The organism is Maribacter ulvicola (assembly GCF_900155985.1).
GTDB lineage: Bacteria > Bacteroidota > Bacteroidia > Flavobacteriales > Flavobacteriaceae > Maribacter > Maribacter ulvicola.
This window is the reverse complement of the sequence record NZ_FTMA01000005.1, coordinates 33,026-55,354: the sequence shown is the minus strand read 5'-3', so window position 1 is coordinate 55,354 and position 22,329 is coordinate 33,026. Positions and strand designations below refer to the sequence as shown.

The window sequence follows — 22,329 nt, the reverse complement described above, 5'->3', positions numbered from 1 at the left end:
TGATCAATATAGGAGTCTATAAATAGAGACCTTTTAATAAACTTTGCAGGTAAAATCATGATAAATGAAAGTAAATAATAATTCTGACGATAGTTCCTATATGGGATATCTGGGTCTGCCCCCTTTTGTTAATTTGCTAAGTGTTAACGAGGCTTTGGAGAAAGGGCAAACCGCTGAAAAAAGTGTAAATCAATTAAAAAGATACCACTGGGCCTTCAAAAGATTGTCTCTAATTTTTACCAAAAGAATTACGGCAATGCCGATTTATGAGCTAAAAATGGCTTTTGGTCTTCACGCTCATTTATGTGCTGAACATGTGAATTCAATTCATGAGAGGGTTCGTGAAATGAGAGAGCCACCTTTTGGACTGGATACAGCTCCAGATGAAAATCTTGATTTATTTCTGGATGAAATACAATGCGCCCCATCAACCGAAGCTTTAATTTTAGGATTATATGAGAAGGCAATACCAGCCTTGGTTAGAGGCCTCGAAAACAGTCTTGAGCAAATCAACACTCTTTTTGAACATCCAACTTACCGGGTTCTAAGGTTTGCTCTTTTAGAAATGAAGGATATTCAACAATACGGAAGAAAAGCAATAGGCTGTTTGGTCAACGAAATTCACCGAAATGAATTATCAACATGGGTGAAACTCTTAGACCGATGTTTGGAAAACTGTGGCGACCTAGATGGGACAAAAACTCGATCGAATCAAGAATTAATACCTCATTATTCGAAAATACCATATAAATACGACCCAATTCCTCAACGTGATGAGCGGTTTTTGGACAGATACAATATGGGGGTCAATGCAGAAGCGTTCTTGTTGGATAAGGAACAGCCACCCTTTCCTAAACTGATAATGTTATATTTCAAGAGATTGAGGGAAATAGACGTTCCGGAAATGATGGCGAGTATTATAGAAGAAACAAAGGATAAACCATGGGATTATTACAAAGATATGATTCGTCAATTGTGGGATGAGACTAGACATGCCATGATGGGAGAACTTGGTTTTATATCCATGGGAATCGATTGGACTAAAATTCCTATCACTTGGAATTGGTCATATCAACTAAATACAAAGTGCAGCCCCATAGAACGACATGCTATATTATTCTTTATAGAACAGGGATTAATGCCTGCCAAGACCGGTAAACAGTATGAGTGGGAAGTGGCTTTGTCAACGGAAAGTAATCTAGCAAAATTGATTCAGGATTATGACTGGGCTGATGAAGTGCTGCACGCTAAAATAGGCCGTGATTGGATAGTTCCCGAAATAGGGGGGCAAAATCAGACTATGGAATTTGGAAGTCAAGCTTGGGACAAGGCTTATGAAGATTGGGGGAAATGGAAAGAGGAGGGACTGACGAATCACCAAAATTGGTGGCCAAAAGTATACTCGGATACCTGTGAGAGAATGGGGGTTGTACCCGACCCAAAAGTTTTAGCATACAATGTAAGTTATAAAGATGCCCGTGCAGATCAAAAAAAGGTTAAAAACAATTAGGTTCAATGCAAAAAAGATATAAAGTATTTAAAAAGGTGCGTGAGAGCGAACTTGTCTCCTCGTTGTACTTACGTTTGGAAAATAATGAAGCTCTTGCCCCTTTTAAGCCTGGGCAACATCTCTTGTTTAAAATTAAACCAGAGGGACAAGGACACTATATTCAACGGTTTTATAGCTTTTCTGAAGGGCCTGGAAAGGATTACTATAGAATATCCGTTAAAAAGGAATTGGCTCTCGATAATACGGAAAAGATACCTTCAGGTAAGGCTTCAACCTTGCTTCATGAGGTCATTCGGGTAGGGGATGTTTTGGAAGCAAAAGGTCCTATGGGCGATTTTTTCTTAAACTCCAAGGAGCAAAAGCCAATTGTGCTTATTGCAGGTGGTATTGGGATTACCCCATTGCTCAGTATGGTCAATGCCATAGTGGGATCTAAAAGTAATCAGAATGTCATATTTTTTTTGGGCGTCACTAATAGTAGTGATCATATCTTTAAGTCCCACTTAGAAAGCCTAAATAAAGAAAACAGTAATATTCAGATTTTTATTTGTTATTCCAATCCCTTGCCCTCGGATCAATTGGGTCTGGATTATGATTATTTTGGTTTTGTCGATATAGATTTTATAAAAAGCAAACTTAGTCATACTTTCTTTGATTTTTACGTATGTGGGCCGGCTATGATGATGGATTATATTACCGCATCATTGCGATCAGAAGGAATATCCGATGAAAGTATTAAAACAGAATCATTTGGTCCCGCCAGTGTTTCCTATTCGGCTTTATCGGATGAGGGCTTTAAAGAGAAGTCAATAGTCGTAACATTTAAAGTCTCTGGGAGAACTGTTGATTGGAGCCCTGAATATAATTCGCTTGTAGAGTTGGCCGAGGCCCATAATATTGATATCGATGTTGGTTGTCTCTTCGGGGATTGTGGTACATGTTTAACCGAAATTGTTGCAGGGGAGGTAAGTTATAATCATGCAACCATGATTCAGCCAGACCCTGGAACATGCTTGCCCTGTAGTTGTAAACCCAAAGGGGCTTTGGAATTGAAAATTTAAATAACCGCATATGAAAGAGTTAATAAACCAGTATAAAAATGGATTGCTCGAGGATGTTATTCCGTTCTGGTCCAGATATTCGTTAGACAAAGTTCATGGAGGCTATTTAACATCATTGGATCGTAAAGGAAATGTATTTGATACTGATAAATATGCCTGGCCCATTGGAAGGCAAATCTGGACTTACAGCAAACTCTACAACGAAGTTGAAAAAAAACCTGAATGGTTGGCAATTGCCCAGTCAGGAGCTGAGTTTTTAGTAGAAAATGGCATGGACGAGGATGGGAAATTTTATTTTTCCTTTGATCAACAGGGGAATTCCTTGAAAAAACCATCTAATATATATTCGGATTGCTTTGCTGCTTTGGGTTTTTCTCAATATTACAAAGCATCTAGAAATGCCAAGTATAGGACTTTGGCCAGAGAGGTATATGACCGAATTGAAAAAAGATGGAGTAACCCTAAACATATTTTTAATAAAGAAACAGGTATCCGTCCAATGATGGGTATGGGTAAACTTATGCTTGATGCTAATATGGCTTTGGAAATGGAAGGTGTTTTGGATAATGATACAATCATCAGTTTAAAAAGTAACAGTATCCGTAAGTTGCTAACACATCATTATGATGAAAAAGTGGAATTATTTTTTGAAAATGTGGCTCCAGATGGTAGTCATCCAGATACCGTAGATGGAAGGTTGATAGTACCAGGTCATGCTGTCGAATCCATGTGGATGATCATGGATTTGGCAGCTCAGACAAATGATATTAAAACTATTCAAAAAGCTACAGATATTACCATTAAAATGCTATCCTACAGCTGGGATGATCAGTTTGGAGGTATTTACTATTTTATGGACTGGAAAAATAAGCCTATGCAATGGAAATTGGATTGGGACCAAAAATTGTGGTGGGTACATAACGAAGCCCTTATTGCTTTATTGAAAGCCTTTCACCACACAAGAAGAGCCGATGTGTGGTCCTGGTTTAAAAAAGTACATACTTACACCTGGAAATATTTTCCGGATCCGGAATTTGGGGAGTGGTATGGCTATTTAAATAGGAGAGGTGAGGTGTTATTGGATTTAAAAGGGAGTTTTAAAGGTTGCTACCACTTGCCCAGATCTCTATATGAATGCTGGAAAACCTTAGAAAAAATAGCACATGACAATGATAAAAGCTAAAGCCATAATTGCTAACGGCCAAGGAACATTTTCCTTGGAGGATATCGAAATTGGACAACCACAAAATGATGAAGTCCTTGTGGAGATTAAAGCTGCAGGGGTGTGCCATACTGATTATGATTCTTATACCAAATGGAGACAACAAATGATCATGGGACACGAAGGTGCTGGAGTTGTTTTGGCTGTTGGAAATAAAGTAAAAACCACCAAACCTGGAGATCAAGTTATTTTAAACTGGGCGATTCCTTGTGGAAGTTGTTTTCAATGTCAGAATGGAGGTGAAAGTATTTGCGAGGTACAGTCTCCAGTTACAGGGCAAGGTAAACCTAATTTGGGGCACGTGCCTTTAAAAAGAACCCTTTTTAAGAGCAAAGGAGTTCAACGGTCATTCAACTTAGGTACCATGTCCACCCATACTATTGTTAAAGAGACAGCTGTGTTTCCAACACCTAATTTAATTCCTTTTGAGGTCGCTTGTATAATGGGCTGTGGGGTGATGACCGGGGTTGGTTCTGTCATAAATGTTGCCAAGGTCACAAAGGGTTCAACTGTTGTGGTCTTGGGAACTGGAGGTGTAGGCTTAAATGTAATACAAGGTGCACGAATATCTGGAGCGACGAAGATTATTGCAATTGATATAAATGAGGAGCGGTTGAAAATGAGTAAAGCTTACGGCTCCACTCATACTATTATAGCCGAAAAAATGGATGTTGGTTTGTTGAATTCGGCCATTAAAGTGAAGAAGCTAACTGATAATAGGGGAGCGGACTATTCCTTTGAATGTACAGGTGTGCCGTCTTTGGGTGCTGCGCCATTAGCTATGATTCGAAATGGAGGTATGGCTGTACAAGTAAGTGGGATCGAAGAGGAAATTAAATTTGATATGAATTTATTTGAGTGGGATAAAATCTATATTAATCCACTTTATGGTAAATGTAGGCCCAATAGAGATTTCCCTATGCTTTTGGAGTATTATGAAAAGGGATCCTTGTTGTTGGATAAAATGATAACACAAACTTATACTCCTAATAATTTAGAAAATGCTTTTGGCGATATGCTTTCAGGTAAAAATGCCAAAGGAGTAATTTTATTTTAGTGAAAAATATACCATATGATTATTAGGGAAATTAGTGTTTCCGATCCTAAACACGAGGTTGAGAACCTAAGGTATTTAACAGTTCAAAGTTCTTATCTTAAAGGGAGAGCAGATATCACTGTCTTTGTTCCTCCAGGAAATGAGCAGATTTCGGATTTGCCTGTAGCAATATTACTACATGGTGTATATGCTAGCCATTGGGCATGGACTAGATATATGAATGTCCATAATGTCGCCCTTGATCTTATCGAGAAAGAAGTATTGCCACCTATGGTGCTTGTAATGCCCTCTGATGGATTATGGGGGGAAGGGAGCGCTTATCTTGCTCATTCTGGTTTTGATTTTGAAAAATGGATAGGCAAGGACGTCAAAGAAGCTGTAAGACGAGTAATACGGCAGGTGGGCGATAAATCTAAATGGTTTATCTCTGGACTGTCGATGGGAGGCTATGGAGCCTTGTGTATTGGAGCAAAGTATCCTAATGTTTTTACTGCCTTTTCTGGCCATTCTTCAATTACAAATATTGAAGGATTTGAATTGTTTGTAGACGATGTGAATCCTTATCGTAAGAATAATGGGGATGGGTCTGTATTAGCCTGCCTATTAAAAAATAAGGATAAACTGCCTTCTTTTCGTTTTGACTGTGGGGTTGATGATCCGTTAATAGAACATAATAGAAAATTGCATATTAATTTGGAAAAGTACGGAATAGCTCATATTTATGAAGAGTTTAATGGAGGGCACACAGTGAACTATTGGAAAGAACATATTGTTAGGTCTTTACAATATTTCAATTCTTGGTTATGAGAATTATAGTTTATAGATTGGAAGTGGAATAGATAGGGATGTTTGCTAGTTAATGGGTTTTTACCACTTTCCAATTGAAGATATCACATTCATTATAAATATCAAAATCATAGTACTTCTTGATGTACAATATTTGCATTTGCTGATTTGGTATAATTGGTATTTAGGCAAAAGCAGAGGAGTCTCAACAAAAATGCTAAAAAGTCTTATGGGCTCTTTAAAGTTAAGTGCGAATGCAAGAGGACAGGAGATCTGAATGTTAATTATTTAAAAGTTATTTGAAGTTTATTGTATTATTAAAGTACATGTATACTTGGAAGTCAAGTTTGCTGACAGAAACTATCGTGAAAAAAATTCAGTAGTTTAGTTATGGGTTTACCTAGGATTAAAGTATAGCTAATTACTATGGCGGACAAAATATTTAATCTTTAATCATTGCCGATAACATAATGCAAATTAGTTTTGGATTTAAATTTTAAAAAATAAAGTAAGGGTTGAATCAATAACTTAATAAGGAAAATGAAAGCTGAACTTACCATAAAAGATAAGGTTAAACAGAGCAAAGGGTTAAAAATATCTAGGTTTAAACAACACATCAAGAAAACATCTCCCCACAAACACAATGGTTATTTCGAAATTATTTTCCTTACCAAAGGAACGGGGTCGCACACTATTGATACAATAGAATATAAAATTCAAACACCTACTGAAGTAATTCTTGCGTTAAAAAAATGAAATTTATAAAACTCGATGGCGAAGCCTATCAAAATTATTCATGGTAAATAAAATAACATAAAGTTAGCAGGTATTTATTTGTTGTGAAATGCTGTAAATTTTACCTTTACATCATCAGAAAGTAAGTCAATTTACTTTAAGTTCATTTAAAACACCGTCAACAAATCGGTCAACAGTTTATTTTTAAAAGATGTAACTGATTGATATATAAATAATTATAGGGGTAGGTTGTAATCCTGCCACCCCGACAAACCTAGCAGTAGGTTAAACTAAAACACTGTTAATCGTATGATTATCAGTGTTTTTTTTGTTTTTATGGGTTTTGTTTGATGTCAATTATAAAAGAATCATTCGAATCATTTCTAAATGTGGTGGAATTTTGACCAACTATTGTGTTTATGCAACTATTGTGGTTAATCTATAAAGGAAGAATTCTACGATTCTAACGCCTCTGAATTGTAATCTAAAAGCCTTTACTTTGGCATTAAAGGATTCTGCCACCACACTATCTCAATAATTACCTTTTCTGTTTATATTTTAGAGTATTATTAATCTTTTCTTCAACTTGGCGATCTAACGTTGCTCGTCTGTCAGTTTCGCGTTTTTCTTAAGCGGTAACTGTTCTTTCCCTTAGCGTTCAATACTCTCAGCTAATAGTGCAATACGGATGTAAGTTTATCCAATCCTCTGCATATTAACATAGCGCTTCTACATGCATAATTAATATCTACAACCTTTTCTTTAAACTCTACAGTGTAATTTTTTTCTTGACATTTTCAAAGTTTAATTTAACCTGAATCACACTATTAGCTTCGCATCCAGTTAAATATTATAAATGTATCTATGAGAACACTGTCAAGCTTGACTTCTAGAGTTCTAGAAAACTTACCAATAACACGTTGATCAAAAGTTTCAATTATTTGTTCAGAGAAAAACGTTTGCATATCAATTGGTTCTTTTCTTAGGAATAAGAACAAGTAAAATTAGATGTGTAGGGTGTAGAAAATATAAACTCTAGTCAACAAAGTAAATTATCGAATTTGTTTCTTAACGGGGATATAGAAGTGAATGAAAATAGTACGGATTCTCTTTTACCATCGGTATCTAAATGTGAGCCTAGGTCTTAACCATACCTAACTCTAGGTAATGCGCTACACTGAAAAAATTTTTACATGCTCACATGTAAAGTTTAATCTAACCATTTGGTGGTTTATGGTTATAAAATATCTATACAGTAATTCTCTAAATGTAAGGTTCTTATAATTGTATAGACAGATACGTAAAGCAGATTTTAGTTATAATTTATCGTTGACTCTTTAAATCATAGGAGGTAAGTACTGATGAAAATTGTGGATTTGCAAATTACGTGGTAATTGAGAGTTTGTACGAAAATGGATGCCACAAGTTTAAATTTTTTATCAAAAGCCGTACTAATGATAGCGATTAAATAGTGTCTTATTTTAAATAACTAAACTAAAGAAATATGAAAATACAAACAATGCTTGTGCTAATGGGAATGTTATTGTCTAATGGTTTAATTGCACAGGAAGCCAATGAGATTTATAATAAAGAATTGCATTATAATCTGAAAAACAATAGTTTAGCGATAGAAGGTTACGATCCTGTAGCTTATTTTACGGAAAACCGGGCTATAGAAGGTTCTTTGGATTATCAATTAGAAGAGAATGGTGTATTCTACCGTTTTTCCTCAGAGACCAATAAAAAAATATTTTTAAATAATCCAGAAAAATATGAACCGCAATATGGGGGATGGTGTGCGTATGCCATGGGTGAAAGTGGAGATAAGGTTACTGTTAACCCCAAAACCTTTAAAATTATAGACGGTAAATTATATCTGTTTTATAACCAGTTTTTGACCAATACGCTAAAAAGTTGGAATAAGAATGAAGCAACTTTAAAAAAACAGGCAGATGTTAATTGGATGAACACTCTAAAATTATAGGTTCAAACAAAAAATATAGTGGTTGTATGAACTCAGTTTAATGCTACGGTTAAGCCGTATTACTTTTTGGTAGCATCAATCGTATTTTAATTAAATGAGAGACGTTGAATTTATGAAATTATTGTCTGTATATAAGTTAACAATCTAAAATACGCTTAAGATTTACAAGGGTATTCTAGAAGTATTTAATTTGAAGAGAATCTTGTTCGCCTAGAATTTTAGAATAATATAGAAATCGATAAAATCCGCGGACAAAAAGTGTCACTACAATTTAAAGTTGAAAAGAATAAAGTTAGTGAATAAATAAACCAATTAAATTATAAATTATGACAAGAAATAAAATTACACGTATAGTAGTTTGGGTGCTTAGAATTACAGCAGCTATTATACTTTTACAGACATTGTTTTTTAAGTTTACGGCGCATCCAGATTCGGTCTATATATTTAGTACATTAAATATAGAACCATGGGGTAGGGTAGGCACAGGCATTTTAGAACTTGTAGCCGCCATATTATTACTTTGGCCAAGATATGCTTTTTGGGGTGCAATTACTGGAGTAGGAGTTATGGTCGGTGCCATATTTTCTCACTTATTTATTCTAGGGATTAACGTAAATAATGACGGGGGAGTCTTATTTACATTGGCTTTGGCTGTTTTTCTAAGTTGTATAATATTAGTTCTTTTGGAACGAAAGGTTTTACCTGAATATATACCGTACTTGGAAAGATTTAAATTTTTTAAGGCTTAATTATTTATGGAGTTACAAACAGGTTTAAAAACAATCTTCAATAGTTTAGAAGAGGTCTTGTTACAATTAAAGAAGCATGAGTATCAGCATCCGTTGAACATTTTATCCAATGCCAGTATTGGTCAGCATACAAGGCACATCATTGAATTATTTTTGGAGTTGGAAAAAGGATATTTAAAGGGCCAAGTAAATTATGATTTAAGGCAACGTGATTTAGAACTTGAATCAAACATTGATTATTGCTTAAACAAGATACAAGAAGTTAAGGTTGGCTTAGGAAAATGCGACAAAGATTTGAGTTTGGTTTATGATTGTGGAAGCGGATTGATTATAATGAAGACAAATTATAAAAGGGAGTTCATATACAATGTAGAGCATATGGTACACCATGAAGCTTTAATTAGAATTGGCTTGTCTAATTTTAAACATGTGAATATTCCAGAAACTTTTGGAGTAGCTTACTCTACACAAAAATTCAGACGAAAATGTGCACGGTAACATATATTCCTACTGAAAATGGAATTTTTATTACATCTAATAGAGATGAAAAAATAAATAGAAAACCGGCAAGCTTTCCTGTAACAGAAAAATTAGGAGAATCGGTTTTGCTTTTTCCTCAAGATGGGCAAGCAGGTGGAAGTTGGATTGCTTTGAAAAACAATGGGGATACAGGAGTATTGTTAAACGGTGGGTATGTAAGTCATACACCAACACCTCCATATAGAAAAAGCAGGGGGCTTATTTTTTTATCGATTTTACATGAATATAGTCCTATAGAAAAATTTAAAAATATAGATTTAATTGATATTGAGCCTTTTACTTTAATACTTTTTGAAAACAAAAATTTGTTTGAATGTAGATGGGATGGTACTAATAGACATGTGCTAAGATTAAATCAAAACAAAGAATATATTTGGTCATCGGCCACATTATATAGTAAAGAGATCAGTGGCAAACGTTCAGACCGTTTTAAAAACTGGAGGAGTCATACAACTATAGATATAGAGAGTATTTTGGCTTTTCATGAATTTAGAGATGATAATAGCAATATTGATGATATTTGTCTTGATCAAGGTTTGCTAAAAACTGTAAGTGTTACTAGCATAACTATTGGTACACGGGGGGCAGAAATGACATATAAGGATATGTTGCCGGATGTCAAAAAACGAAAAACAAGTTCTATTTCTTTTGATACTAAAACCCAATTATTATGAATTTCAGGAATTTGTTTTATAAACTGCGCAACTGGGAATTTTGGCCAATACAGATCATTTATGCGCCCATGATGTTTTATTGGTTTTACCTGGCATTTAAAGCTAAATCTTTTTTCTTTTTTAATACAGCAAACCCTTCCATTTATAATGGGGGATTTGCGATGGAATCAAAAAAGGGTATTTATGATCTAATTCCTGCAAATTACTATCCAAAAACTATATTGGTCACTAGTACAACCACAGGCGCTCTAATAAAAACATTAATAGAGAACAAAAAAATTACATTTCCAATTATAGCAAAACCAGATATTGGGCAAAGGGGGGTATTAGTAAAACTTCTTAATAATTTAGAAGAGGTTATTGCATACAAGAGAAAATTTAAGGTGAATTTTTTATTACAAGAATTTATCGATTACCCTAATGAAGTAGGTGTTTTCTACTGTCGGCAACCAAACCAGTCTAAAGGGTATGTATCGGGTATAGTGGGAAAGCATTTTCTAGAAGTCATAGGAGATGGGGTTTCTACCATTCAAGAATTAATAGAAAAAGAACCACGTTATTGTTTGCAGTTAAAAGTTTTGCAAAGGGATCAACCTATGCAATTAGATAAGATTTTGAAAAAAGGAGAAAGGTATACCGTAGTTCCTTTTGGTAATCATAGTTTAGGCTCAAAGTTTGTAGATCTTAGTCATTTAATTGATCCTGAGATCGAAAGATCCATCGACTTTGTTTGTAAACAAATACCAGGGTTTTATTTTGGTAGATTGGATATTAAATATCACTCGTGGAGTGATCTTTGCCGCGGGCAAAATTTCTCTATTATTGAATTGAATGGGGCTAAAAGCGAGCCTACACACATTTATGACCCTAAACATTCTATTCTATATGCTTGGAGCGAAATAATTCGCCATTGGCGTATTTTATACCAAATAAGTGTCCTTAATGCCCAGCGAGAGCAAATGTCACATTTATCATCTAAACAAGGATTTGAAATGATACGAAACCATTTTAGTTATATTAAATCAATTTCTTAATTGTAAAATGTGTGGCAATCTAATGTTTCATAAATAGTTGGATTATTTAGGGTAATTGGTAGGTAAATAGAGTAGTGTCTAAGTTTATAACTTTAAATCTTATTGTGGAAATTTAATAAAGCGAAATCATCTTAACTTATATTTCTGGTGTTAGATGAATATAGCGGTTTTCATAAGGTTAGGATGTTGCCATGTATTTTTGTTATAAGTTTAGGAATCTTAAAGAGATAAAAATCTTAATTGTAGTATAAGTTATGACCGTGATTATATGTTATAGTAAATGGTCTCAACTAAAATGTAGGTAACCTCTTTAAAAGTTTAAAAAAAGATGTATAAAGAGACGTTTCTTTAATTAATACCCCATATTATAAAAAGTACTAGTAGGGTAGTTGTTTTTAAAGAAAGCGTTATATGACCTGGCAGTATAGGGTTGTTTAGACATCTTAAACAGGGCTATAACCTGAAAGTAAGAAAAGAATATGACATATTTTTTTCTTCATTTTTTTTCTTAAAATTGAAAATGCCCTTACCATATGCTTCTCTACTGTATTTACAGAAACATTTAAATGTTCTGCAATTTCAACATAGGTTAACCCTTCATTTTTGCTTAATAAAAAGGTCTCTTTACATTTAGGGGGCAGTTGTTCTATTCCATTTTTTACCACATTTATAAGAAGGTCTATTTGATTGTCATCATGGGTTTCATAAAACGAATCCAAACCTTCAATATATTTTTTTTCTAAAGCAGATATGGACATCTGTTTTCTATACTGATCAATAAATTCATTGTAAACAGATCGGTACAAATAGTTTTTGATCGAAATTTCCGTGTTAAGTTTTTTGCGTTTTTGCCACAAATTGATAATAACATTTTGCACAATATCTTCAGATTTAAAATTATCTCTGGCAAGATTACTAGCATAACAACAAAGGTCATTGTAATGTATCTCAACTATATATGCATAAGCTTTTTCGTCTCCCTTAATGAGATTACTGATCAGCTTTTTCTTATTAATTTTTTTTTTCAAAATTTTTAATCTTTTCAAATGTAATTTTTTTTTTTCACAATGAGGGGTGGTGTTGCAGTTTCACTTCGTTATAGTAACGGTATCAAGCGCAAGCGATAAGACATTATGAACCAAAAGCCTTTTAAACAGAAAGTATCTTTGTCAAATTCAATAAACATAAAGCGCAATTAATAGTATGAATGAGGGAATTGAAGATATAATTATAAAATTTTTAACCAAGGAAGCAAATATAGACGAACTTCAAAAGTTAGAGCTATGGCTAAGTAATTCTGAAAATGAGGCTTTGTTTAACGAGTATATTAAGACTAATGCAACTTTAAATATAAGCGTTGGTAGGTATGATAAGAAAAAAGCGAAAGCAACTATTTTAAAACAAATTAGAAAAGAAAAATTCACTTGGTACGGTAGCGGTAATATACGCGTTGTCAAATATGCTGCGGCTATTTTATTTGGAATTGTTGCATTTAACTATTTCTATCAAGGTTCAGATAATATAGTTAATGAATCTGTAGATGGCACGGTAACCAAAACAGAAATTGAAATTAGACCAGGAACAGATAAAGCTACTTTGCTTCTTGAAGATGGTTCAAAGGTTGAACTGGAAAAAGGGCAAACGTATCAAACGAAAAAGATAAAGAGTAGCGGTAAGGAATTAGTATATACCAAAGATGTTAGTACAAAAGAAATTAAATATAACTATCTGACTATACCTAGGGGAGGTCAATTTTTGTTAAAACTGACAGATGGTACTAAGGTGTGGCTAAACTCAGAAACTCAACTGAAATATCCGGTGAGTTTTGTTCAAGGAAGACCAAGGACGGTAGAATTAATATATGGCGAAGCATATTTTGAAGTTACGCCAAGTTCAGAGAATAATGGAGCAAAATTTCAAGTGATCAATCACACCCATAAAGTTGAAGTTATTGGAACTGAATTTAATATTAAAGCATATAGAGATGAGAAAAGTATCTATTCTACCTTGGTTGAAGGTAAAATAGATGTTATGAACCATTCATCAAAGAAGAGCTTAATTCCTGGACAACAATCTAATTTCAATATAGAGAATAATTCCATTTCCATAGCAAACGTTGATGTAGAAAGTGTGACTTCCTGGCGGCAAGGGCTTTTTGTTTTTAAGGAAAAACCTTTAAAAGATATAATGAGGGTTTTATCTAGATGGTATGATGTGGATGTTGTTTTTGAGGATAAAAAATTAGAAACCTTAAAGTTTAGGGGTGTTGTAAGTAAAGATCAGGAGATTGAGCAGATTATGTCAATTATAAAATCAACGGTTATTAAGGATTATGAGATAAAAGGAAAAACCATCATTTTAAGATGAATTATAAATGGTCCTATAGCTAATTATCTTTAAAACTTTATAAAATAGTAATCACTTAAAATAAGAATTGCCAATGAAATAAAAATATAGACTATAAAAAAAAAGAAGGACAAGGTTTTACCGGTCAAAGTAATAAACCTTATCCCCTAAATTCTATTATTGATTTATGAATAAAGTATAAACAACCAATAACTAATCAAATTTATGAAAATTAAACAAACTAAGCCCTGCTCGCTGTTTAGAGATAGGTTTTTAAAAAACATTATGAGAGTATTTACCTTCTTGTTTTGTACAGTAATATTCGCTTCTGTTCCAAACAGTTTATTATCCCAAAACGCTAAAATACATATAGAAGAGAATAAGTCAATAACCGTCGATGAGGTGTTTGACCTTATTATGAACCAGACAGACTACAAGTTCTTTTATGAAGAGGGTATGTTTAAGGACTTTCCAAAAGTACAGTTGAAAAAAGGAGTTGTTAAAGCAAATAAACTATTAAGTAGAAGCATATCTACTGGCAATCTAGACATCACTATAGCAGAAGGTAATGTTGTTTTGATCAAGGAAAAACCCAAAAATCCAATAAAGCGGGTGCAATATATTGTTAGTGGAAAAGTAACAGATGTAGAAGGTCAACCACTACCGGGGAGTAGTGTTGTAGAGAAGGGTACCACAAATGGGACACAAACAGATTTTGACGGAAATTTCACATTGAACACAGCAGATGATAACGCTGTATTGGTTATTTCTTATATAGGTTTTGCCGCGCAAGAAGTATCTGTTAAAAATCAAATTGAAATAACAGTGGTCTTAAAGGAAGATGCTGCTGGGCTTGATGAGGTAGTTGTAATAGGTTACGGAAAAGTTAGAAGAGAAGCTCTCTCAGGTGCAGTAGGGGTTTTGAACAATGAAGTTCTTGAAGACTTGCCTCTAACAAATTCTATTTCGGGCCTACAAGGTAGATTGGCTGGAACCGTAATAACCAGAACTAATGGACGACCAGGAGAAGAAGGACTTAATATTAGAGTTAGAGGCGCATCTACAGTTAATGGGAATAACGCTCCCTTGATTATCGTAGATGGTATACCTGGGTCATTATCTGATCTAAACCCCAACGATATTGAAACAACAACAGTGCTTAAAGATGCATCAGCGGCAATTTATGGTGCGCGAGCTTCTAATGGTGTTATTTTGGTTACAACTAAAAAGGGTAAATCGGGAAAACCAAAAATTAATATCAATTCTTCTTATTCTGTAAAGAGACGAGCAGATTTTTTTGAGCAATTAAGCTCTTATCAAATAGCGACCATGAATAGGGAAGCTCGTGATAATGCAGGTGGCGGTGGTGAGTTTTCTTTAACGGATGCTCAAATTGAGGCTATGCGCAATGAGACCGGTGAACCAATTGAGATTGGTTATGGAACCGTTTATGCCAAAACTTGGGATTATAGTGATCTGGCATTTCAAGATGGTTCACAGCAAAACATAGATGCTAATATTTCAGGTTCTACAGATAAACTATCGTATAGAACATCTTTTGGCTTCATAAAAGAGGACGGTTTACTAAAGCAAGGTTCAGATGATAATCAAAGATTAAACTCACGGGTCAACATTAGTTATAAACCGTTAGACAGATTAAATATAGATACTAGATTGGCTATTTCTAGGCAGCGTACCAGAAGTCCTAATCAAAGTGGATTAGGGCAAATTTTGAGAATATTTCCATTCATGACTCCTTATACTGCGGCAGACCCTACTAAATATGCTATTACGCAAGGATTTAGAAGTCCTATGCAAAGACATGAGCAAGGAGGAACAAACACTTCGTTAGATACCCGTATTGAGGCTAATGCAAAGGTAGATTATGAATTATTGGATAATTTTACTGCTACGGGCCAAGTAGGTTCTAATCTTAGATTTAGAGAATTTAATAATTTTACAAGGACAATTACTACTTGGGATGAATTAACCGGGGAATCTGCAGGAACCTCTAATGACCCAAACACTGGTTTTGAAGGTTTTGGCAAAGAGGTTTATGCAACACTAATAGGATATTTAAATTACAATAATACATTCGCGGGGGCTCATAATTTAAGTGTAACTGCAGGTGCATCTCATGAGCAATTTGAAGAAAGTGGGTTTTGGGCTCAACGTAGGGGCTTTCCCAGCAACGATTTTTTCTCGCTAAACTTAGGTGATAGTGAAGCGCAAACAAATGGTGTTCTAAATGATGCTACTTGGACCATTCGTTCCTTGTTTGGTAGGTCTTCTTATGTGCTAAACGATAAGTATATATTCGATTTTAATATGCGATATGATGGTAGTTCTCGTTTTTCTAAGGATACGAGATGGGGACTTTTCTGGGGAGTATCTGGAGCTTGGCAATTAGGTAGAGAGAAGTTTATTGAAGATTTAAATATTTTCGATGCTCTTAAATTAAGATTTTCATATGCTGAAACTGGAAACCAAGATGGTATTGGTTTATATGATTATATAGGCACAGTTACTATTAATGGAGAATATCCGTTTGGTAATGGTGCAAGAATAGCCGGTGCCAATGTGGGTAACCTGGTTGATCCTACAAGAACATGGGAAACTCTTAAGACTGAAAACGTAGGGCTTGATTTTAGTATTTTAAACAATAATCTGTCCGCTAGTTTCGATTATTTTATTAAAAAGAACGAAGATATGTTGGTGCCGGTTAACGTACCATCGTTATTGGGTTCTCCTGCTCCCAGCGGTAACAACGGTTCTTTAGAGACCAAAGGGTGGGAACTTAGTCTTAATTGGCAAGAAGATATAGGGGAACATTTTTCTTATTTTGTAAACGTAAATGTAGGAGACGCTAAAAATGTTGTAACGAATTTTGGAGGACAAGATACTTATAACGTTGGAAGAGTTGGTGTTCGTGAAGGTTATGCTATAGATACTTATCATGGCTGGGTGTTTGATGGTATTATACAAAATCAAGAAGAACTAGATGCTTATAGTGGTTTGGAGGGTGTTCCTTCAAATATAGGAATAGGTGATGCTCGGTACAAAGATGTAAACAATGATGGTGTAATTAGTGTTTTTGGTGAAGATGGAGAAAATGGTGATGTGGTACCGCTAGGAAATCCTACACCTAGATACAATTATGGAATAAACCTAGGTTTTAATTATAAGAATGTTGAATTTTCAGCTTTTTTACAAGGTGTTGGAAAAAAAGATATTTTTTTAGATGGAGATTGGTCTGCACCATGGTTTCACCCTTGGCATAAACCAGATTCAAGATTTTGGAACACCACTTGGAGTCCTGATAGAACTAATGCAAAATACCCACGTTTAAGCCATTCAAGTATTCGCGGGTGGAACTATAATAAAAGCACCAACACTTTGCTTGATGCTAGTTATATCCGTTTAAAAAATTTAACCGTAGGATACAATCTTCCAAAATCCGTTATCGACAAGTTAGGTTTAGCTAAACTAAAACTTTATGCTACCGGTTTAGATTTATGGGAAAAACATAATTTGGGAGGTGGGTTTGACCCAGAATCACTTACAGCAACCCAAACCGTTCCGCAAGCTTATCCATTTTCAAGACTTTATTCATTCGGGGTAAGTATAACTTTTTAAATAAAATATATAATGAAAAGAAATATAAAATACTCAAAGAATTTTTATTGGGCTGTAATCTTTATAGTAACCTTAGTTTTTTCTTCTTGTACTCAAGAATTAGACCTGGCACCAAGAACAAGTTTATCAGAGGTTAGTTTTTGGAATACTCCAAATGATTTTAAATTAGCTACAAACCGTTATTATAACACCCTATTACCACAACATGGATCAGGAGGTGAAGATAATAATTCTGATATCACATACGGAAATGGACAAAATGATGTTAGCGCTGGTAATCTGTTGACATCTGCAAATGATGGTAATTGGGATAACAGCTATCAAGAGTTAAGGCAAATCAACACCATGTTGCAAAAGGCTACGGAATATTCAGGAGATCATACTGAAATTGCAGTTTCGGTAGCAGAGGGTAAGTTTTTTAGAGCGTATACTTATTATAATTTAGTTACACGTTTTGGAGATGTTCCATATTTTGACAAACCCCTAAAGGGTGAAAAAGATGAAAATTTGTTTACCCCAAGAACCTCTAGAGAAACGGTAATAAATAATATAATCACAGATTTAGATGAAGCAGTTAAAGATTTGCCTTTACAAAGTGAGTTGGAGGGAACGGATGTTGGTCGTATTACCAAAGGTGCCGCATGGGCATTGAAAGCCAGAGTCACTTTATTTGAAGCTACGTGGTCTAAATATCATGAAACAGAAAGTAATGTAAATGATCTTTTAAATCAATCTATAACGGCTGCACAAGCAGTTATAGAAAGCGGGGAATATGAATTGTTTACCTACGCACCTGCGCCAGAAGATAGTTATTTGAATTCTTATTTAATTACAGGGAACGACTCTAAGGAACAGATATTGGCCAGAAGATATTTTCCAGATGTAAGAACACATACATTAGGAAACTGGGTATGCTGTAATGGTACAAATGATTACACTAAAAAATTGGTTGATATGTATACGGCTACAGATGGTTTGCCCATAAGTATTTCTCCTTTATTTAAAGGTTACGGAACCATATTGTCCGAATATGAGAACCGTGATCTAAGAATGACCAATACTATAGCAATACCAGGAGGATTTCACATATCTAGAGAAAACAGGGAAGGCTTGGATGCTGTTTATCCAAGCCTTACTACAGATGAAGAAACTGGCTATAAATCACGAAAGCTTGTAGCCATTGATGAAGATGGAATTTCAAATAGAGCTTGGGAGTTTAAACATGTCATAAAATACTCTGAGGTATTGTTAATTCTTGCAGAAGCACTATACGAGAGAGATGGGGCTATTTCTGATACAGATTTAAATGCTACTGTGAACTTGCTAAGAGCTCGTGGTGGCGTAGCGGCATTAACGAATGAATTGGTTACAACCAATGATTTAAATATGTTAGAGCAATTAAGAAATGAAAGAACCATAGAACTCGCTTCAGACGGTTATAGACTTTTAGATCTTAGAAGATGGGGAACGGCTGAGATTGAATTGAATAAAGATATTAAAGGAGTGAATATTGGAAACGGATCATGGGATGTGGAATATCCAGGTGTAAGCACTATGTTTCCAACTGATGTTAATGGATTTAGAATAGTAGAAGATGCAGCTACTAGACAATTTGGTGAAAAAAATTACCTTTTTCCAATTCCAACCCAACAAATTCAATTGAGCAATGGAACTCTTGAGCAAAACCCAGGTTGGTAATAAACTCACACGTCTTAGTTAAATAGTATATTTTATTCTGTTGAGTCTTTCATATGTTTATGAAAGACTCAACTTTTTAATTAACGCTATTTTTTATTCTTATGAATAATAGAATAAATACGATTATTAAAGTAATACCGTAATGGCTTATGAAAAAGCCAGGATAAAAACAATAAGAGCATACCATAATAATGCCTTCAAAGAGGGTTATAATGGAAAAGAAAAAATATAAAACCATAATGGAGAATAAAGTAAAAACCCTATTGGTAATAAGCCTTTTTGTAGGGGCTGTCACTTTTGGGCAACAATTACATACGGTGAAGATAGCATCAGGTGACTCTAAGCAGGCTATAATTGAAAAGGCGTCAAATTTAGTTCCTACACTTAACCAGTATAATTACAAAAAGCTAGAATACAGCTGCTTTGTTCACTTTGGTCTCAATACCTTTACTGCTAAAGAATGGGGAGATGGTTTTGAGGATCCCAAAATATTCAATCCTTCTGGCTTAGATACGGATCAATGGTGCCGCGTTGCAAAAGAAGCAGGTATGAAGATGGTTATGATTACCGTAAAACATCATGATGGTTTCGTATTATGGCAATCACGTTATACACAACATGGTATTATGTCTTCACCTTTTCAGGATGGTAAGGGAGATGTGTTGCGCGAACTTTCAAAATCATGTAAAAAATACGGACTAAAAATGGGGGTATACCTATCGCCCGCCGATCTGTATCAAATTGAAAATAAAGCAGGGCTGTACGGTAACCTAAGCGAGTACTCTGAGCGTATTATTCCTAGACCTGTAAAAGGACGCCCATTCAAAGATAAGCGTACGTTCAAATTTGTTGTAGACGATTACAACGAATATTTCTTGAATCAGCTTTTTGAACTTTTGACCGAATACGGACCAGTCCACGAGGTATGGTTCGATGGTGCTCACCCTAAGCGCAAAGGTGGTCAGAAATATAATTATTTGGCGTGGAAAGAGTTGATAAAAACATTGGCCCCTGAAGCTGTAGTTTTTGGAAAAGAAGATGTACGTTGGATAGGAAATGAATCCGGTACAAGTAGAGGTACAGAGTGGGATGTCGTCACTTTTGAACAAAATCCCTCTCAAATGAATATGTTTCCAGATATGCATGGTGATCTAGGTAGCAGAGAGCAGCTTTATAAAGGTAAGTATCTTCACTTCTTGCCGGGCGAAGCAGATACCTCTATTCGTGAAGGTTGGTTTTATAGAAATGATGGAGAGCAAGGGGTTAGAAGTGCAGATGATGTGTTTGATATGTATGAAAGATGTATTGGTAGCAACACCAATTTACTTCTAAATATTCCTCCTAACAGAGACGGATTGTTTCCGGAGCGAGATGTAAGATCCATATTGGAAGCGGGTAGGCGTATACAAGAGACTTACGATATAAATGAGATAGCTAACGCTAAAGGTGAAAAAGCACTGCTTGATGGAAATGAAAACACCTATGTACTAGCTGAGAATGGAAAAGGAACCTATGAATTTAAACTTCCGGCGACAAAACTGATCAACAGGTTTGTTATTCAAGAAGCTATACAATTAAAAGGTCAACGTATAGAAGAACATGCAGTTGATGCTTGGTTAGATGGTAAATGGCAAGAAATAGCTAAAGGTACTACTGTTGGCTATAAAAGAATTCTTCGTTTTTCTAAGGTGCTTACTGATAAAATGCGATTACGGATTTTAAAAGGTCGTTCAACGCCATCCGTATCAGCGGTATCAGCTCATTATTATGCTCCAAGACCTCCACAATTGAAATTGAGCCGTAATTTGCAGGGAGAGGTAAATATAGCTCCGCTCAAAACTGATTTTGATTGGAAAGTTGAAAAAGACGTAGAACAAGTAAAAGTAGAAAATACTATTATCCGTTATACCCTTGATCTAAGCGAACCAAACTCAAGTTCAAAAATTTTCTCTACTCCTTTTTATTTAAAATCGGGTGTGGTTAAAGCACGGGCCTTTAATAACAATCAAGAAGGACCTATTACAGAAAAGGAATTTGGTATAGTAAAGAAAGATTGGATCGTCAAAGGTGATGCAACCGATAAGAAAAAGAATGCAATAAAAGCTGTGGATGCTGATTCAAATACGTTTTGGAATTCTGGTACTGGAAAGCCTAACCTGACAATTGATCTAAAAACTAAGAAAAGCATTACAGGATTTATTTATACACCACCTATAAACTACAAAGAAGGATTAATAGAAAAAGGGTTGGTACAAGTAAGTCTTAATGGTAAGCATTGGAAAAATGTTCAGGAGTTTAACTTAGGGAACTTAATCAATGATCCAATGCCAAGGACCGTAAAGTTTAACAAGTTTGTAAAAGCACGCTATATAAAAATAATGTTGATTAATGGTGCAGGTGGCAGTACATCTGCCTCAATTGCAGAGATTGATATTTTAGAACAATAAAAATCTATCTTGGATGTATACAAGTTAAACTTTAGTATAGTTTATGTTCATAGGTATAAAATTATTGGTCTGTTTTTTGTTCCAATTGATATCATATTCTAATAGAGAAGATTGAAGGGTAACGGAAGTAAGGAATAACCAATGATTTTAAGCTATTATCTATACGAATAATATTCAGATATTAGGGAGAATTATTTTAAAAATAGTGTTATCTATAATTTATGATAAACGAGAATTAAACGCTCTTACACCTACCTGCTGGTCAGGTAGGCTTTCGTGAAAATCTAAATTTAATTTTTCACAGTATTTTGCTGAGGTTGTTTGCAGAAGTTTATCATTATAAATTAAAGTTTGTAAAAAATAAATTTTCATGTTTAGAAATACAGAAGAGGGGCTCACTTTTAAGAAATTTAACAACAAAAATAGCAGATTATAAAACCTGAATCAACAAGTATGGGAGCCAAAGATAAAAACTGGTCAATCGATGTTATTTTACAGGGTATAGGTGGATTTTTTTTAAAAAATATGTTGTTCCGGATATTTATTCTGGAACGGAAAAAGTATAGCAATGAAAAATGTTATCAGATGGTGTGCTCTTGTACTTAGTTCGATGGTCAGTTTGCACTCGTACCCTAAATAGCAAATGAGAATTTTTAGAACCCCTTGTTTACTTTAACAAATTCATCCCAAACAAATATACATTTCAGAAATGATTCACAAATATTATCACAGCATTGGACAGAACACAAATCTTTTGATAGGAATGGTCGTTGACACAAGAGCGATTGTGCCTTAGGCATATGTAAAAGCTTTAAAGACATTTGGCGACAATATAAATAAGAGATTTAAA

At 34.6% G+C, this 22,329-nt stretch carries 15 protein-coding genes; 14 read left to right on the top strand and 1 reads right to left on the bottom strand.

All coding sequences use genetic code 11. The features are described from left to right. The first annotated feature begins 64 nt into the window (after nucleotides 1–64). The 10 genes from BW936_RS13530 (at nucleotide 65) to BW936_RS13470 (ending at nucleotide 11,352) form a co-directional block, all read left to right on the top strand. On the top strand, nucleotides 65–1,510 hold the full coding sequence (locus tag BW936_RS13530) for a hypothetical protein (protein ID WP_076548957.1): 1,446 nt from the start codon (nucleotides 65–67) through the stop codon (nucleotides 1,508–1,510). A gap of 5 nt (nucleotides 1,511–1,515) precedes the next feature. Beyond that, nucleotides 1,516–2,571 (top strand): 2Fe-2S iron-sulfur cluster-binding protein, encoded by a 1,056-nt coding sequence (locus BW936_RS13525; protein WP_076548955.1) that lies wholly within the window; start codon nucleotides 1,516–1,518, stop codon nucleotides 2,569–2,571. A gap of 10 nt (nucleotides 2,572–2,581) precedes the next feature. After that, nucleotides 2,582–3,754 (top strand): AGE family epimerase/isomerase, encoded by a 1,173-nt coding sequence (locus tag BW936_RS13520; RefSeq protein ID WP_076548952.1) that lies wholly within the window; start codon nucleotides 2,582–2,584, stop codon nucleotides 3,752–3,754. Beyond that, the gene (locus tag BW936_RS13515) at nucleotides 3,735–4,850 is read left to right on the top strand and encodes an alcohol dehydrogenase catalytic domain-containing protein (protein WP_244156233.1); all 1,116 of its coding nucleotides are present in this window, start codon (nucleotides 3,735–3,737) and stop codon (nucleotides 4,848–4,850) included. The genes BW936_RS13520 and BW936_RS13515 overlap by 20 nt, the downstream gene beginning before the upstream one ends. Before the next feature lie 15 nt (nucleotides 4,851–4,865). Next, nucleotides 4,866–5,657 (top strand): alpha/beta hydrolase, encoded by a 792-nt coding sequence (locus tag BW936_RS13510; protein WP_076548945.1) that lies wholly within the window; start codon nucleotides 4,866–4,868, stop codon nucleotides 5,655–5,657. 2,218 nt (nucleotides 5,658–7,875) lie between these two features. After that, nucleotides 7,876–8,355 (top strand): YHS domain-containing (seleno)protein, encoded by a 480-nt coding sequence (locus tag BW936_RS13490; RefSeq protein ID WP_076548935.1) that lies wholly within the window; start codon nucleotides 7,876–7,878, stop codon nucleotides 8,353–8,355. A gap of 326 nt (nucleotides 8,356–8,681) precedes the next feature. Beyond that, nucleotides 8,682–9,104, top strand: a complete 423-nt coding sequence (locus BW936_RS13485) for a DoxX family protein (protein WP_076548932.1) — start codon at nucleotides 8,682–8,684, stop codon at nucleotides 9,102–9,104. A gap of 6 nt (nucleotides 9,105–9,110) precedes the next feature. Beyond that, the gene (locus BW936_RS13480) at nucleotides 9,111–9,602 is read left to right on the top strand and encodes a hypothetical protein (protein WP_076548931.1); all 492 of its coding nucleotides are present in this window, start codon (nucleotides 9,111–9,113) and stop codon (nucleotides 9,600–9,602) included. After that, a complete protein-coding gene (locus BW936_RS13475; RefSeq protein WP_076548930.1) occupies nucleotides 9,590–10,318 on the top strand; it encodes an NRDE family protein in 729 nt (242 codons plus the stop codon). Before BW936_RS13480 ends, BW936_RS13475 begins: the two co-directional genes overlap by 13 nt. Next, a complete protein-coding gene (locus BW936_RS13470; protein ID WP_076548929.1) occupies nucleotides 10,315–11,352 on the top strand; it encodes a hypothetical protein in 1,038 nt (345 codons plus the stop codon). Before BW936_RS13475 ends, BW936_RS13470 begins: the two co-directional genes overlap by 4 nt. A 443-nt stretch (nucleotides 11,353–11,795) precedes the next feature. On the opposite strand, the gene BW936_RS13465 is transcribed toward BW936_RS13470, so the two are convergent. Then, on the bottom strand, nucleotides 11,796–12,380 hold the full coding sequence (locus tag BW936_RS13465; protein WP_159439027.1) for an RNA polymerase sigma factor: 585 nt from the start codon (nucleotides 12,378–12,380) through the stop codon (nucleotides 11,796–11,798). Between the two features lie 175 nt (nucleotides 12,381–12,555). Here BW936_RS13465 and BW936_RS13460 point away from each other — a divergent pair, with 175 nt between their 5' ends. The 4 genes from BW936_RS13460 (at nucleotide 12,556) to BW936_RS13445 (ending at nucleotide 21,479) form a co-directional block, all read left to right on the top strand. Next, nucleotides 12,556–13,719 carry a FecR family protein gene (locus tag BW936_RS13460; protein WP_076548927.1) on the top strand — a complete coding sequence of 388 codons (1,164 nt, stop codon included), beginning with the start codon at nucleotides 12,556–12,558 and terminating at the stop codon, nucleotides 13,717–13,719. Nucleotides 13,720–13,983: 264 nt separating this feature from the next. Further along, nucleotides 13,984–17,334, top strand: a complete 3,351-nt coding sequence (locus BW936_RS13455; protein WP_076548926.1) for a SusC/RagA family TonB-linked outer membrane protein — start codon at nucleotides 13,984–13,986, stop codon at nucleotides 17,332–17,334. A gap of 12 nt (nucleotides 17,335–17,346) precedes the next feature. Next, complete coding sequence (locus BW936_RS13450) at nucleotides 17,347–19,032, top strand: RagB/SusD family nutrient uptake outer membrane protein (protein ID WP_076548925.1); 1,686 nt, start codon at nucleotides 17,347–17,349, stop codon at nucleotides 19,030–19,032. 212 nt (nucleotides 19,033–19,244) lie between these two features. Further along, nucleotides 19,245–21,479 carry an alpha-L-fucosidase gene (locus BW936_RS13445; protein ID WP_244156232.1) on the top strand — a complete coding sequence of 745 codons (2,235 nt, stop codon included), beginning with the start codon at nucleotides 19,245–19,247 and terminating at the stop codon, nucleotides 21,477–21,479. The last annotated feature ends 850 nt before the right edge of the window (nucleotides 21,480–22,329 follow it).